Consider the following 13,883-nt stretch of genomic DNA (forward strand, 5'->3'; position numbering starts at 1 on the left):
GCAGTCATGACGGATACATATACCCAGCTGGTCAACAGCGGCGCGGGCCGCAACCTGGCCAGAAAGCTCGGACTCCCGCAGCCCGCAGTGCTTCGGCGCTACCAGCCAGGACAACCGCTGGTCGTTGGCCCGGTCGTCGTCGTCGGAAACAGTCCTGCGGCGGACAGCCTCGCCACCGAACTGCTGTCGTGGGACCTCGATGTCCGGAGGCACGCCGTTCCGGCCGAAAAGCTGGGCGCCATCATCCTGGTCCTCGACGAGCTGGAGCATCCCGCGGATTTGGAACAGCCGGTACTCTCCGCTGCAGGTTCGTTGCGGGACCTGCGGGCCGGAGGTCGGGTCATTACGGTGTCCCGGCCCGCGGCGGGCGTTTCTTCCCCTGCAGCAGCGGCTGCCCGCCAGGGCGTGGATGGTTTCCTGCGTTCCCTGGCCAAAGAGCTGCGGGCGGGCGCCACGGCCAACGGTGTCCTCCTCTCGGACGGCACCACCACCACGAGTCCCAGCGCACTGGGCGCCATCAGGTTCTTCCTTTCCAGCCGCTCGGCATTTGTTGACGGGCAGTTCCTGACGGTCTCTTCCCCGGACGGTGCGCTTCCCGCCAACACGGACCGGCCGCTGGAGGGCAAGGTCGCTGCGGTGACAGGCGCAGCCAGGGGTATCGGCGCGCAGATTGCCCGGACCCTGCACCGCGACGGTGCCATGCTGGTCCTGGTTGACATTCCGGCGGCGGGTGACCAGCTGGCGGCCGTGGCCAACGAGGTGAGGGGTACGGCGCTGCAGCTGGACATCAGCGGCGCAGACGCCGGGGCGCGGATCCTTGAGCATGCAGCGCAGCGGCATGGCCGCCTGGATATCGTCGTGCACAATGCCGGGATTACCCGGGACAAACTGCTGGCCAACATGGACCATTCCCGGTGGAACTCGGTCATCAACATCAACATCGCAGCCCAGCTTCGGATCAACGAAGCCCTCCTCGCCGCGGACCACTTCCGCTCGTCACCGCGGATCGTGTCAGTTGCCTCCACGAGTGGCATTGCCGGCAACAGGGGCCAAACCAACTACGCCGCCTCCAAAGCAGGCGTGATGGGAATGGTGCGGGCCACGGCACCGCTGCTCGCCGCCAGTGGCGGCACCATCAATGCCGTCGCGCCCGGGTTCATTGAGACCGAGATGACTGCGCGGATCCCTTTTGCGGTCCGTGAGGTGGCGCGCCGGCTCAACTCGCTGCAACAGGGAGGCCTTCCCGCGGACGTGGCGGAAACCATTGCCTTCCTGGCCAGCGACGCCGCAGGTGGTATCAACGGGGAGGTGTTGCGGGTGTGCGGTCAAAACCTGGTGGGGGCATGACACTCCAGCAACCAGTGATCCTGGCGGAGATGCCCTCGCTGTCCAGGCTGTATGTCAACGCCGCCGCCCAGGCAGCACGGCGCAGGCTCCTGGGAACGCATGATTCCGCCGATCTTCCGGCCGAGAGCCACGACGTCAGGGGCGTCACCGTGGACGTTGGAAACCTCACGGCGTACCAGCACCTCATTGGTGAGACCGCCAGTGACGTCCTGCCTGCCGGCTTCATCCATGCCCTGGCCTTTCCCCTCGCCATGAGCGTCATGAACCGCGACGACTTCCCGCTGCCGCTGCTGGGGATGATCCACCTGCGCAACAGCGTTGAGCAGAGGACGCCGTTGGTCTTCACGGACGTGCTTGACATGACCGCCAGGGTGGAAAATCTTCGAGGCCACCGGGCAGGGACGCAGGTGGACGTCGTGGCTGAGGTGCGACGCGCGGGCTCGGCGGACATTCACTGGCGCGGAGTTTCCACCTACCTGGCCAAGGGGTTGTTCCTTCCCGGCATCGACAAACCAACCGCCGCGGCGCCGAAACCGGAATTCACTGCTCCGGCACCGACGGCGCTGTGGCACTTGGGGGTGGACACAGGACGGGCGTACGCCGCCGTGTCAGGTGACTTTAATCCAATCCACCTGAGCGTCCTCTCGGCCAAGGCGCTGGGGATGCGCCGGTCGATAGCCCACGGAATGTACCTCGCCTCGCGTGCGCTCGCCGACGTCGGTCCCGCCCGGGGCGACGCGTTCAGCTGGGACGTGGAGTTTGAAGCGCCGGTTTTCCTGCCGTGCCGGGTGGCTTTGGAGATCAGCACGGACCAGGCCTCGTCCGGTGCGTGGAAACATTCGCGCTATGTGGCCTGGAACCCACGTTCGGGGCGGCGCCACTTCCACGGCACAGTCTCAGCGCTTTAGGCAGTATGACGGTGCGCCGGATCAGTCCTTCGGCTTGGCGGCGCGCAGGATGCGGTGCAGGCTCAGGAGGACCGATTCGGAGGCCGGGACGGTGCCCTCCTCGGCTTGCCTGGCGGTGGTGGCGGCCATGCAGGCTTCCACTGCCGCCTTGGCCGCGGCATAGCGGTCCTGGTGATTGTTGTCTTCACCTTCGACAACGATAGACAGCAATTCTCCAGTGGCCGTGATCGCAGCGGCCAGGGGTTCGGTGTCCTCGAGGGGAATCTCATACGGCAGGTCGTTGTTCCAGATCACGTCGGAAAGAACATCGGTCATGTCCTGGATATGGAATGTCACCTGCTCCAGATTCTGCAACTCGCGGTAGTCCTGGTCGATGTCCCTCGGATGCAGCTTTCGCCGCGGGTTGGCGCGCCGGCTGGCATCAGCTTCCTTGACCAGGTGGCGTACCGATCTTGCCGCGTCGGACAGCTCCTCCGACCTGCGCGACCATTCCTCGTGTTCCGGCGGCCATTTTTCCGTCAGGGCCGCACCCATGTCGGTCAGTTGCCTGCCAAGGGCGCGCCTGAGTTCGGCCAGGCTGGTGGCGGCCGCGTTCAGGTGCAGGGGTGGAAAGATCAGGAAGTTCACGGCGATGCCCACTGCCACTCCAGCGGCCATTTGCAGGAGGTAGCCGTAGGAGAAGTCCTCGGCATTCCTGCCGCCGACCAGCAGGACCAGGAGCGCGGCCGTTGGAATCCAGTCACTGCCGGAGCCGATGCCTGGCAGCCCGCCCAACAGCACTCCGACGCCCATGAAAAGAGCCACCGTCAACGGTGAGGGATCGGAAATGCTGACCAGGATGAACGCCAAACCGATCCCCACGGCAAGTCCCGCGATGGCCTGGAGTCCGTTCCGGACCGAGCCCGCGACGTTGCGGTACATGGCCACCAGGGCGCCCAGCGGCGCATAATACGTGTAGTGCGACGCCGCCCCGGGCATCAGCGGAGCGATTGTGAAAGCCAGGCCCGCTGCGAGCGCGGCTTTCGCCGCCAGTTGCAGCCGTTGCGCTGCAAAGGCAGCGGAGATTCCTTCCACCGATTGTTTGAGAAGTTGGGTCCCCCGAGCCCACCGTGCGTCCGGTCGTGCTTGAGTATTGCCCATCCGGCCACAGTAAGGCCGGCATCCCGTCAGGACAAGCCGGCCGCGGAACGCCGCACTTCGGAGGCCAGCCGGTGGGCCCTGCCCGGGGTCCGCCCTTCCTCCTGGCGGCGGGGGACATATCCGAAGCCAAGGGCGTAGGAGGGATCCGCAAAGCCAAGGGCAGCGTTCGCTCCCTCATGCCCGAATGCGCGGTGGCTGCCGAAGTTCCTTGACGGGTGCGGTTTCATGAAGACGACGGCGAACGCATTATCGAGCCCAGAGGACCGGTCAAGGCCCCACACCTGTTCCCGTGACATTGCTTCGATGGTTGTGGCCTCGAGGAAGGGACGGCCGCCGTCGACGCCGGTGGTTGCGGCGGCGTAGAGGCGGGCCAGCCCTTCGGCGGATCCCACTCCTCCGGCCGCGGACATGCCTGCTGCCCGGACTGCGCGGATGTTCGGCAGCTCCATGATGGTGCTGACGGGTGCGTTGCCGTTAATCCCTTCCAGGCTCAGCGGGTCCACCCATCCCTGGTCGGGGGTGTCCTGGTAGAGGACGTCCCGGTACCGCGGTTCCAGTTCTTCCGGCAGGCCGAGGAAGAAGTCCACGCCGTGGGGCGCGCGGATCCTTGCTTCGTAGACAGCCTGCAATGGCTCGCCGGCGGTGCGTCGGCACAGCTCCTCCATCAGAATTCCAATAGTGAGGGCGTGATATCCGAACTGCCGCCCGGGCTCCCAGAGGGGCGGTGACGCGGCGAGCCGCGCCGCAGCCTCGGGCGTGGTGAGCTCGGTGAGCCCGAACCCGCCGTCGATACCCAATAGTCCGGCCTGATGGGACAGGGCTTCCCGGACCAGCAGCTTGTCTTTGCCGTGGGCGGCGAACTCCGGCCAGTAGTGGGCCACCGGACGGTCCAGATCGAGGAGGCCGTCCTGGACCAGCAGTGCGATGACCATCGCACCGACGCCCTTTGAACAGGAGTACGCCCCCGTCAGGGTGTCCGGCGCCATGTCCGGGCCTCCAGTCAGCCGGACCACCTGCCGGGATCCCTGGTAGGCCGCCAGTTGGGCGCTGTACCGGGGGTCCCCAGCGAGCAGGGTCTCGAACAAGGCCAGCACGTTCTCGTATCCGGGGGCGACGAAGCCAAGGGAAGTCTGCATGCCTCCCAGCATAGGGGAAAGCGATTTCCTGCCCGGGCTTTGCGGACTAGCCCACGGCTCCATGTCCGGCAGCCACTTCTTCGCCCGGCCGTACCGGACCCGGCGGCGTGCCGTCCCCGAAGGGCCGGCCGCCAAGCGCTTCGCGGCCATGCGGGGTCAGCCAGCCAGCCAGGTCCGGCCCCTTCGGTACGATCCCGGTGGGGTTGATGTCCTCGTGGACGATGTAGTAATGCTGCTTGATCTGGACGAAGTCGGTGGTATCACCGAAGCCCGGAGTTTGGAACAGGTCCCGGGCGTAGCCCCAGAGCGCGGGCATCTCACTGAGCTTTTGCCGGTTGCACTTGAAGTGGCCGTGGTAGACGGCGTCGAAGCGGGCCAGCGTGGTGAAGAGCCTGACGTCCGCTTCGGTGATGGTATCGCCGACGAGGTACCGCTGGCGTGAGAGCCGCTCTTCGAGCCAGTCCAGGGCCGTCCAGAGCCGGTCGTACGCGGCGTCGTAGGCCTCCTGCGAACCGGCGAAACCGCAGCGGTAGACGCCGTTGTTGACTTCGGTGAAGACGCGCTTGTTGATCCGGTCGATCTCCCCGCGGAGGTGCTCCGGGTAGAGTTCCGGTGCGCCCGGCCGGTGGAAATCCACCCATTCGGTGGAAAAGTCGAGCGTGATCTGCGGGAAGTTGTTGGTCACGACTGCGCCGGTTGGTATATCCACGACGGCGGGAACGGTGATGCCCCGCGGATAGTCAGGGAAACGCTTGAAATAGGCCTCCTGGATGCGCTCAATGCCCAGGACGGGATCAACGCCGCCGGGATCGAGGTCGAACGTCCAGGACCGGGCATCATGGGTAGGTCCGGGCTGGCCCAGTGAGATGGCGTCTTCAAGGCCCAGCAGCCTGCGGACTATGACGGTCCGGTTGGCCCACGGGCAAGCCCTGGCGGCAATGAGCCGGTACCGTCCCGCTTCCACCGGCCAGCCGGGTTCACCGTTGCTGCCGGGAGCGGCATCCCTGGTAATGCGGTCTTCGATGTAGTTGGTGTCACGGGTGAACTCCGCACCGCCGGTCACATATGCGCCTCGGGTGCTGTGCTCGGTGCTGTGGTCCGTCGCTGTGGGACTGCTGTCGGTTTCCTGGCTCATGGCACTAGCGTATGCGTCCGGCTCAACAATTCAGGCGCCGCCAAGCAGGATCCGGGAGACGGGCAGCCAGGCCGCAAGCCATGAGCCGGCCACGAGCGCGCTGAAGATGGTGATCCAGGCGGCGGACGGCACGGAGGTGGCGCGGTACAGCAGGTATGCGTCGGAACTTTCCAGGCGGTCGCGACGCCGGAGGTGGACGTGGGTGAGTTTGGCCAGGTCCCGGACTGCGGCCACGAGCAAGGCGAGGCCGAAGATGACGGCGGCATGTCCGGCAGCCGAGGCCGTTGCCAGGAACGTGAGGGCAGCGGCGCCGGCCATGGCGGTCAGGGTGATGAGGAATCCGGCAACGTTGCGGAGGAACAGTATTGACGCGGCCAGGACCACCACGCTTGCCGCCATGGCTGCGGCACCCCACCCGGTGACTCCGCACCACACGAACGCCGCACCAACGAGTGCCGGGACCGGATAGCCCCAGAAACACGACCAGGCAGCGGCAACACGGCTCCGGCTGTAGGCAGTCGTTGTTCCGGAGTGGTCCAGACGGAGCCGGATCCCGGACAGCCGCTGGCCCGAGGTTACGGCGGCAACCGCGTGGCCCAGTTCGTGAGTTGCGGTGGCAAGGAGTCCAAAGTAGCGCCAGGAACGGCGCGGGATGGACAGCGCCGTGGCTGCTGCCAGGGACAGCAACATCTCTACCCAGGTGATGTTGGGCACGGGTGCCTGGGAGAAGGCCGCCGCGAAGGTGTTCCATACGCCAGCTGGGCTGTCCAACGCTGCCTCCTGGCTGCCGGGTCGTCGTCGTAAGTTCCTTGACGGCACGTTACCCACTTTGTCTGGGTGAACGCTTAAAACCGGAAGGCACGCCTTCTGCGGCGTGCCTTCCGGATGGTTTTCACGAGGGTCCAGGTGTTTTGCCCGGAACTGTTTCTTCCTAGCCTTCGCACTCAGTGCAGTAGCTGTGGCCGTCTTTCTGGCGCGCAATCTGGGACCGGTGCCGGACCAGGAAACAGGAGTAGCAGGTGAATTCGTCCTCTGCCTGCGGAATGACCTGGACTACGAGTTCCTCAGCGACGAATTCGCCGCCAGGGACGCCGGCGCCGTCCAGCCCGTCAGCTTCGTCCAACTCCTGCACAACACTGCGGGCGTCGGGAGCATTTGCTGACTGGAGCTGCTCAAGTGAGTTGTCCTGCGATTCCTTGACGTCGGAACGCAGTTCATCGTAATCGGTTGCCACTTTAGGTGCTTCTCTTTTCTTTGATTGGCTGTCGGGTATGAAACGTACAGCATCCGGCCCGTATTCCCCAATAGGAAGCGCCGCGGACGCTGTGGATTTAGGCGGCTTCGATGTGGATCTGCGCAGGGTCAGCCGGAGCCGTGGGGCCCTAAAATTGGGACTATGAGCACGGAGCTGGAGATCGCTTTGGTGTTGGGGACCGCACTCCTGTGGATGGCGGTGACGCTGACCATCCTGTCCGCCATTGACCGTCCGGAACGCAAAGCGCGGCGCCAGGAACGGCGTGATGTCCGGACGGAGAAACGTCGGATCGAGTACCGGCCTGCCGTGGCCGGTTCGCGTATCCACCGCCATTCCCGTCCCCGCAGGTTGCATCCGCACTGACGGCTTGTGGGCGGGTGGGCACACGGCGACCGGGCGGGCGGCGAGGCTGCCCGGTGCGGCTCGGCGCCCGCCGTTGGACACGCTCCCTGGGAGCCCTCCACACACCGCAAAGCCGGCTGCATAGTCAAGTCTTGACGAGGTTCTCAACGCCGCTGACACTTTCACGATGGGAGTAAGCGAAGAGTTGCGGGCCCTCGGCGAAGTGGTGGACCGGTTGGCAGCGAGGTTTCCTACGCTGTCCAGGGAGCAGATCGAAGACGTGGTGCAGCAGGAGCACAGCATGCTTGATACCGGGAGGGTGCGCGCTTTCATACCGGTGCTTGTCGAGCATGCGGCGAGGGACCGGCTTTCGCAATAGTGCCCAGGCGGCGTCGCCGCCGCCGGTTACGGCGCGACGTCGATGAGCACCTTTCCGACGATGCCCTGTTCAACGGCGTCGTGCGCAGCGGCGGTCTCTTCAAGGGGGAAGCGGGTCAGCGGCAGCCCGTAGTCTTCGCCGACCCGGAGCGCGCCGGCCTCAAGGGCTCCGGAGACCGCAGCAACCGCATCCTGTTTCTGTTCGTCAGTCACCGTGTAGGTGAGGATGAATTGCAGCCGGACGTTCTTGGTCATGCCCTCGCGAATGGGCACGGTCAGTGACTCCCCGGGGTTTGCGGCGTAGACGGAGATCGTCCCGCCCGGCTTGAGCACCTCCAGGCCCGCCTCGATGTTTGCCGGAGCGTTAACCTCCACAATGGTGTCCACACCGTCCGGGGCCGCGTCGCGGACAGCACGCACCACGTCGTCGGTCCGGTAATTGATGACCGTGCCTGCTCCCGCCCGCCGGGCCAGTTCCGCTTTGTGGTCGCCGCTGACGGTGGTGATGACGCTTGCCCCGGCCCATCGTGCCAACTGGATGGCTGCATGACCCACTGCCCCCGCGCCGCCGGTGACAAGGACGGTCCGTCCGGCCAGGGCCCCGGGGGAGAGCCGGGACGGTCCGCCTTCGCTTGAGGTGAGGGCCCGGTGGGCAGTCAAAGCAGGGATGCCGAGTGAGGCGCCGGCGTCAAAGGACTCTCCGTCCGGAAGAGGCACAACCTTTCCGGCCGGCACAGTGACGTACTCCTGTGCGGTGCCTTCGTTGCCGCCCCACGCGACATCCCATAGCCAGACACGGTCCCCGACGCCGAACCCGGCTACCCCGGCACCTACGGCATCGATCACCCCGGCTCCGTCCTGGTTGGGAACCTTGGGCGCGTCCAGTTTCCTGCTCCCGCCGCCGGAGCGTGACTTCCAGTCAGTAGGGTTCACTCCGGACACCAGCAGCCGGACCCTGACCTCGTCCTGGCCGGGGTCCACCAAGGGCCTGTCGCGGAGCTTCAGGACCGCCGATGGGCCCGTCTCTTCGTACACGATGGCCTTCATGTCTTCTCCCTATCCACGCTCGGCTGTAAGTACCGCTCCAACTTACCGCGCCCGCACAGTGCCACTGCAGGTTGTTCGTGCCGCGTGGCCCCCGTTGCGTGGCGCGAAACCTTCCCGCTTCCGGCGCCTAGAACCGGTCTGTGCCGCGGAGGGACCGAGGGCGCCCGTCCGGGTCCACGACAAGCCGGTACAGGGGATCGGCCCAGAGCCGGTGGAGGGGCGGCAGGGACTCTATGGTGTGGCGCTGCACCTGTCCGGGAGGCCGAGGAGCGCGGCGCCCGTTTCGGTGCCACTGCGCAAGGGCATCGGCAGCGCTGTTCCACAAGTCCAGGCCGGCCGTCGGCTCAAGGAGCCGCGGGTCGTCGGGGTCCAGCCCCAGGTGCTCGGTCCACAGCTGGATCCGTAGCTCCCTGGCCAAAGGCCCGGGTCGGGCAGGTTGGCCGGCCTCGCCGGGGCTGCCTCTTTCCGGTTGGGAGGTATCGACGACGGCGCACGTCAGTTCGCTGTCAGTGGTCCAGGACCGGCGGTTGAAATTGTCCGATCCGCAGGTAAACCAGGTGTCGTCGATAATGCAGATTTTGGCGTGGACGTAGATCGGCGTGCTGTCGCTGTTCTCCAGGTCGAAGACGCCAACCCGGTCCGGTGCGGCCCGCCGGATCATGGAGACGGCACGCTGTTGGCCCAGCCGCCTGGGCGGGCCGCCCAGCCGACCGTCAGAGTCCGGATAGCGAGGGACGACGATGATCACCTGGAGCGAAGGGTTGCGCTCCAACGCGGTTGCGATTCCGGCCGCGACATCTGTTGACCACAAATACTGGTCCTCGATGTAGATGAGGGAACGGGCCTGCGAGAAGGCTTTCGCGTAGGCGCGGGCAATGCTGCGCTCGCCGTTGGGAGCGAACGGGAAGGGTGGATGCTTCCGGCCGTACGTACGCAGCAGCTGGACCGCGTGCGGGCCCGCCGGCGGCGGGGGTGGGGCAGCGTCAGGCAGGGGCCGGGGGTGACGGGGCATCCGGGCCAGGCGCTGCAGCAACATGCGGTATGGCGTGTGCCGGTCCAACGGGTGGGGATCGTTCCAGCGTTCAGCGAAGACCGCCAGGACATCAGCCACTACGGGGCCACGCAGCTCCAGCGCGGCGTCGTGCCAGGGGGGCCGCTGACCGTACTTGGGGTCCATCTTCACCGCCTGCGGGTCACCGCCATGGCGGGCGTCATCCCGGCGGCTGTGTGAGAGGTCCAGCCCGCCAACGAAAGCGACGTCCTTCGATGGGTCGTCGCGACGGCGGATCACCACCAGTTTCTGGTGATGGGAACCGAAGAGGCGCACCCGCTGGTCCAGCAGCGCTTCGCCGCCTGCATCGTTGATTCGCCTGCTGAGCAGTTCGTTGGAGCGTCCACTGATGGGGGCCGATATCCGCTCTCCATGGGACCGCCAAACGAGTCCGCGGACTTCCACCCCTGCCCGGGCCAGCTCCGCCAGCACCGTGCCAATCGTTGGGCCGTCAGCGGAAAGCCGCTCATCGGCATCCCCCCGCCAGTCCGTGAACCACACCCGGTCACCGGCCTTGAGAGCCGACAATTCCCCGTGCAAGCGGGAAAAGTAGGACGCCCCGTGGATCAAGGGCCGCACCAGGTTTCCCTCTGACCACGCTGGTGATCCGTCGTTCAACGCTTGCACGGCACTGGCAGGATTTCCGCGCTCGGACCTGCTCAAAAACCACTTGCGGGCGATGTTGTCCAATCGGCGCTCCTTGTCGGGGCCCCGGGGCAGGCCGCTTCGTTCCCAAACTAGCCCATGGACGCGGCCCGCGGCGGTATCTCCGGGAGCGGCCGTTTCCTTGTTGTTCCGGGGAAAATTGGGAAAATTGTTACCCCTGTGCGGGCTATTTCGACCGCATCGACAGTACGATGAGCACGTTCCAGTCACTTCTGACACCTGGGGGAAACCTTGAGCTATCCGCAATACCCGTCGCAGCAGCCCTATCCGCCGCAGCAGTATCCGTCCCAGCAGTCCTGGCCCGGCGGGGAACCCCCGCTCTGGGCCCCTTACTATGGCGCCCCGTTCCCGGTGGCGGTCAAGCGGTTCTTCAAGAAGTATGCAGCCTTCTCCGGCCGGGCCAGCAGGAGCGAATACTGGTGGTGGACGCTCGTCGCCATCATCGTCGGCATCGTCCTGAACATCATCATCAGCTCCGGCATGGTGGCGTCAACGTCGACTTACGGCAGCGCTCCACAGCTGGGTCCTGGAGCAGTTGTCGGACTGATCCTGGTCATGATCTGGGGCCTGGCCACCATCGTCCCGTCGCTGGCCTTGACGGTCCGCCGCCTGCATGACAGCAACAAGAGCGGCTGGCTGATCCTGCTGGGACTCATTCCGTTCGCGGGAGCGATCATCCTGTTGGTCTTCACCCTCATGGGGCCGGACCCGGCCGGGCAGCGGTTCGACCAGCCCACTCAATAACCCAGCTGCCGGCCCGCCGGAAAGGCGGTGGTAAGGAAGAGGGGAAGACCACCATGGTCTTCCCCTCTTTCATGTCTTGGGCCCGTCGCATTCCCGGGTGGCGGCAGGTGCCGGCTGCAGCGTTTGGGATCAGCGATCGGCCGTTGTCCGTGCCAGGTGACCTTGGAGGACATCGCGGACCGAAGTCCACCGGTGCGGCCCGTACCGGTGGTTGTCGACATGGCGGAGTTCGGCCTGGCCGCTGAACATGCTGAAGAAATACTGCATGCCCTGCCAGGCCGGAAAGGTTCCCTCCTTGTCCTTCGAGAAGCGGCGGCCGATCCTGCCCATCGCCGACAGGGTCCCGGTGGTTCCGGCCCACTGCAGCGCAAAGGGCTTTCCCGTGAGTTCGGTCATGGTCCGGGCAACGGAACGGGCAGTGACCCGGTCACCGGCCACTTCGACAACCCGGGGCGCGTCCTTGTCGACCGCGACAAGCGCGACGACGCGTGCCACATCATCTTTGGTGGTGAAGTCGAGGATTTGGTCGGCTGAGGACCAGTAGAGGACCCGGCGGCGCGAGAACAGGATCATGGGCGCCTGCCCGGTGAGCATGTCCGCAAAAGCACCGTTCAGGACGGACGTCACGCGGAGGGGAGCGGCGTCGAGTTCCGCGGCGAAATCACGGCGGAGCTCGAAGTTCCGGTTGCTGCCGGGAGTGACGCGACGGTAGTCGGCGGAGTAATCCGACGGGATAAACCGCGCCACACCTGCCTCGATTGCGGCTGCGAGGAGCGACCTTTGCGCGTCGATGATGACCGGACGCGCCCCGCTGACAGCTGAGATGACCGTGTCGACGCCGGACAGGGCGGAGACGAGGCTGGCGTGGTCCGTGTACACGGCCTCGCGGACCTGCACGCGATCCGCCCCGCCGAAGACTTTCTGCGCCCTGCCGCTCCCGGGACGGGTAAGGACCCGGACGAGCGTGTCGTGGCGCAGCAGCTCACGAACAATGCGTTGACCGAGATCGCCGGTGGCTCCGGCGACAAGGACGGTACTGGTAGTCATGGCCTGCCTTTCCCGGTGGGATTGGTGGTGCGACGCCGGGAAGGAACCCCGGGGATCGCCTGGGGTTGCCCGGATACAGAAAAACCCCGGAAAATCATTGATTTTCCGGGGTTTCCCAATGTGCGCGGAGGGGGACTTGAACCCCCACCCCCTTTCGAGGACTAGCACCTCAAGCTAGCGCGTCTGCCATTCCGCCACCCGCGCAGGTGGTATTTCGGGAAGACGTCCCGCCTTTCAGCGTTTCGCGCCTCTCCGAAGCAGCGAGAAAAACTCTAACATGACTTTTCGGGAAGAACGAATCGGGCCGAATGGGTAGGCTGAGGACAGCGGTTCAGCTCGTGCCACCCAGTCATTCCCTACCAAGGAGATACCAATGCCTGACGTCCTGCCCGAGGATGAAGTTGTCCGGATTTGCCAGGAACTCATCCGGATCGACACGTCCAACTACGGTGACGGATCGGGTCCGGGCGAGCGGGCAGCTGCTGAATACACCGCAGGGCTGATCGAGGAAGTGGGATTGGACGCGGAGATCTTCGAATCCGCCCCGGGCCGCGCCAGTGTTGTGAGCCGCTTGGCGGGGGAGGACCCTTCGGCAAGTGCCCTGGTGGTCCACGGCCACCTGGACGTCGTGCCCGCCCTGCGTGACCAGTGGTCAGTGGACCCGTTCGGCGCGGAACTGAAGGACGGGCTTATCTGGGGACGCGGCGCCGTCGACATGAAGGACATGGATGCCATGATCCTGTCCGTCATGCGCAGCTTCGCCCGGGACGGCAGGAAGCCCAAGCGCGACATCATCTTTGCGTTCTTCGCCGATGAGGAGGCCGGCGGCGTCTACGGCGCCCGGTACGCCGTGGACAACCGTCCCGAACTCTTCGAGGGCGCCACCGAGGCAATCTCGGAGGTGGGCGGTTTCTCCGCCACCATCGGCGGCCAGCGCACCTACCTGCTGCAAACCGCCGAGAAGGGGATCTCCTGGCTTCGGCTGGTGGCCCATGGCAGGGCCGGCCACGGCTCGCAGATCAACACGGACAACGCCATCACCCGACTGGCCGCGGCTGTCACCCGCATCGGCGAGTACAAATGGCCCATCGAGCTCACCCCCACGACCCGCCAGTTCCTTGACGGAGTGACTGAACTCACCGGAGTGGAGTTCGACGCCGACAACCCGGACCTCTTGCTGGACCAGCTTGGCACCGTGGCCCGCTTCGTCGGCGCCACCCTGCAGAACACCACCAACCCCACCCTCCTCAAGGGCGGTTACAAGCACAACGTCATTCCGGAGTCAGCCGAAGCCCTTGTCGACTGCCGCACGCTGCCCGGCCAGGAACAGCAGGTCCTGGAAATCGTCCGCGAGCTCGCCGGCACCGGCGTGGATGTGAGCTATGTCCACAACGACGTCTCATTGGAGGTTCCCTTCGCCGGGAATTTGGTGGACTCCATGATCGATGCCCTCCACAAGGAGGACCCGGGCGCCAAAGTGCTGCCCTACACCCTCTCCGGTGGCACGGACAACAAGTCGCTCAGCCGGCTGGGGATCACCGGCTACGGCTTCGCACCGTTGATGCTTCCGGACGAGCTCGACTTCACCGGTATGTTCCATGGGGTGGACGAGCGGGTCCCGGCCGATTCCCTCAAATTCGGCGCACGGGTGCTGAACACCCTGCTGACCAACTACTAGGGGACGGCT

14 protein-coding genes and 1 tRNA gene are annotated in these 13,883 nt (G+C 65.7%); 6 read left to right on the forward strand and 9 right to left on the reverse strand.

Annotated features, from left to right (window positions below; all coding sequences use genetic code 11):
* The first annotated feature begins 6 nt into the window (after window positions 1-6).
* Together DFO47_RS09995 and DFO47_RS10000 are read left to right on the forward strand one after the other, a co-directional pair.
* On the forward strand, window positions 7-1,347 hold the full coding sequence (locus DFO47_RS09995) for a 3-oxoacyl-ACP reductase (RefSeq protein WP_133831544.1): 1,341 nt from the start codon (window positions 7-9) through the stop codon (window positions 1,345-1,347).
* A complete protein-coding gene (locus DFO47_RS10000; protein WP_133831545.1) occupies window positions 1,344-2,255 on the forward strand; it encodes a MaoC/PaaZ C-terminal domain-containing protein in 912 nt (303 codons plus the stop codon). Before DFO47_RS09995 ends, DFO47_RS10000 begins: the two co-directional genes overlap by 4 nt.
* A gap of 21 nt (window positions 2,256-2,276) precedes the next feature.
* On the opposite strand, the gene DFO47_RS10005 is transcribed toward DFO47_RS10000, so the two are convergent.
* The 5 genes from DFO47_RS10005 to DFO47_RS10025 all read right to left on the reverse strand — a co-directional run bounded on the left by DFO47_RS10005 (window position 2,277) and on the right by DFO47_RS10025 (window position 6,900).
* Window positions 2,277-3,329: an FUSC family protein gene (locus tag DFO47_RS10005; RefSeq protein ID WP_133831546.1), complete on the reverse strand. Its 1,053-nt coding sequence runs from the start codon at window positions 3,327-3,329 to the stop codon at window positions 2,277-2,279.
* Between the two features lie 92 nt (window positions 3,330-3,421).
* The gene (locus DFO47_RS10010; RefSeq protein WP_133831547.1) at window positions 3,422-4,531 is read right to left on the reverse strand and encodes a serine hydrolase domain-containing protein; all 1,110 of its coding nucleotides are present in this window, start codon (window positions 4,529-4,531) and stop codon (window positions 3,422-3,424) included.
* Window positions 4,532-4,577: 46 nt separating this feature from the next.
* Window positions 4,578-5,666, reverse strand: coding sequence for a glutathione S-transferase C-terminal domain-containing protein (locus tag DFO47_RS10015; protein WP_133831548.1), 1,089 nt, complete (start codon window positions 5,664-5,666; stop codon window positions 4,578-4,580).
* A 30-nt stretch (window positions 5,667-5,696) separates the two neighbouring features.
* Window positions 5,697-6,437, reverse strand: coding sequence for a M50 family metallopeptidase (locus DFO47_RS10020; RefSeq protein WP_133831549.1), 741 nt, complete (start codon window positions 6,435-6,437; stop codon window positions 5,697-5,699).
* A gap of 160 nt (window positions 6,438-6,597) precedes the next feature.
* Complete coding sequence (locus tag DFO47_RS10025) at window positions 6,598-6,900, reverse strand: DUF4193 domain-containing protein (protein WP_018761323.1); 303 nt, start codon at window positions 6,898-6,900, stop codon at window positions 6,598-6,600.
* A 162-nt stretch (window positions 6,901-7,062) separates the two neighbouring features.
* Between DFO47_RS10025 and DFO47_RS10030 the strand changes: the two genes are divergently transcribed.
* On the forward strand, window positions 7,063-7,284 hold the full coding sequence (locus tag DFO47_RS10030; protein WP_018761324.1) for a hypothetical protein: 222 nt from the start codon (window positions 7,063-7,065) through the stop codon (window positions 7,282-7,284).
* A gap of 166 nt (window positions 7,285-7,450) precedes the next feature.
* Entirely contained in the window at window positions 7,451-7,642 is a 192-nt protein-coding gene (locus tag DFO47_RS10035) for a hypothetical protein (RefSeq protein WP_018761325.1), read from the forward strand.
* 26 nt (window positions 7,643-7,668) lie between these two features.
* On the opposite strand, the gene DFO47_RS10040 is transcribed toward DFO47_RS10035, so the two are convergent.
* Window positions 7,669-8,688, reverse strand: a complete 1,020-nt coding sequence (locus DFO47_RS10040; protein WP_133831550.1) for an NADPH:quinone reductase — start codon at window positions 8,686-8,688, stop codon at window positions 7,669-7,671.
* Window positions 8,689-8,815: 127 nt separating this feature from the next.
* On the reverse strand, window positions 8,816-10,267 hold the full coding sequence (locus tag DFO47_RS10045) for a phospholipase D-like domain-containing protein (RefSeq protein ID WP_243835430.1): 1,452 nt from the start codon (window positions 10,265-10,267) through the stop codon (window positions 8,816-8,818).
* A gap of 369 nt (window positions 10,268-10,636) precedes the next feature.
* Between DFO47_RS10045 and DFO47_RS10050 the strand changes: the two genes are divergently transcribed.
* The gene (locus DFO47_RS10050) at window positions 10,637-11,149 is read left to right on the forward strand and encodes a DUF805 domain-containing protein (RefSeq protein WP_018761328.1); all 513 of its coding nucleotides are present in this window, start codon (window positions 10,637-10,639) and stop codon (window positions 11,147-11,149) included.
* A 129-nt stretch (window positions 11,150-11,278) separates the two neighbouring features.
* On the opposite strand, the gene DFO47_RS10055 is transcribed toward DFO47_RS10050, so the two are convergent.
* Window positions 11,279-12,196 (reverse strand): NmrA family NAD(P)-binding protein, encoded by a 918-nt coding sequence (locus DFO47_RS10055; protein ID WP_133831552.1) that lies wholly within the window; start codon window positions 12,194-12,196, stop codon window positions 11,279-11,281.
* Between the two features lie 121 nt (window positions 12,197-12,317).
* Window positions 12,318-12,400: transfer RNA gene (locus tag DFO47_RS10060), tRNA-Leu, on the reverse strand.
* A 169-nt stretch (window positions 12,401-12,569) separates the two neighbouring features.
* Between DFO47_RS10060 and DFO47_RS10065 the strand changes: the two genes are divergently transcribed.
* The gene (locus tag DFO47_RS10065; protein WP_018761330.1) at window positions 12,570-13,874 is read left to right on the forward strand and encodes a M20/M25/M40 family metallo-hydrolase; all 1,305 of its coding nucleotides are present in this window, start codon (window positions 12,570-12,572) and stop codon (window positions 13,872-13,874) included.
* Window positions 13,875-13,883 lie beyond the last annotated feature (9 nt).

The organism is Arthrobacter sp. AG258 (assembly GCF_004364695.1).
GTDB lineage: Bacteria > Actinomycetota > Actinomycetes > Actinomycetales > Micrococcaceae > Arthrobacter.

Excerpts from the sequence above, each read along its gene's own strand:
- DFO47_RS10065 (WP_018761330.1), top strand. The coding sequence starts at position 12,570 with ATGCCTGACGTCCTGCCCGAGGATGAAGTTGTCCGGATTTGCCAGGAA.
- DFO47_RS10015 (WP_133831548.1), bottom strand. The coding sequence starts at position 5,666 with ATGAGCCAGGAAACCGACAGCAGTCCCACAGCGACGGACCACAGCACC.
- DFO47_RS10010 (WP_133831547.1), bottom strand. The coding sequence starts at position 4,531 with ATGCAGACTTCCCTTGGCTTCGTCGCCCCCGGATACGAGAACGTGCTG.
- DFO47_RS09995 (WP_133831544.1), top strand. The coding sequence starts at position 7 with ATGACGGATACATATACCCAGCTGGTCAACAGCGGCGCGGGCCGCAAC.
- DFO47_RS10030 (WP_018761324.1), top strand. The coding sequence starts at position 7,063 with ATGAGCACGGAGCTGGAGATCGCTTTGGTGTTGGGGACCGCACTCCTG.
- DFO47_RS10055 (WP_133831552.1), bottom strand. The coding sequence starts at position 12,196 with ATGACTACCAGTACCGTCCTTGTCGCCGGAGCCACCGGCGATCTCGGT.
- DFO47_RS10040 (WP_133831550.1), bottom strand. The coding sequence starts at position 8,688 with ATGAAGGCCATCGTGTACGAAGAGACGGGCCCATCGGCGGTCCTGAAG.
- DFO47_RS10035 (WP_018761325.1), top strand. The coding sequence starts at position 7,451 with ATGGGAGTAAGCGAAGAGTTGCGGGCCCTCGGCGAAGTGGTGGACCGG.
- DFO47_RS10000 (WP_133831545.1), top strand. The coding sequence starts at position 1,344 with ATGACACTCCAGCAACCAGTGATCCTGGCGGAGATGCCCTCGCTGTCC.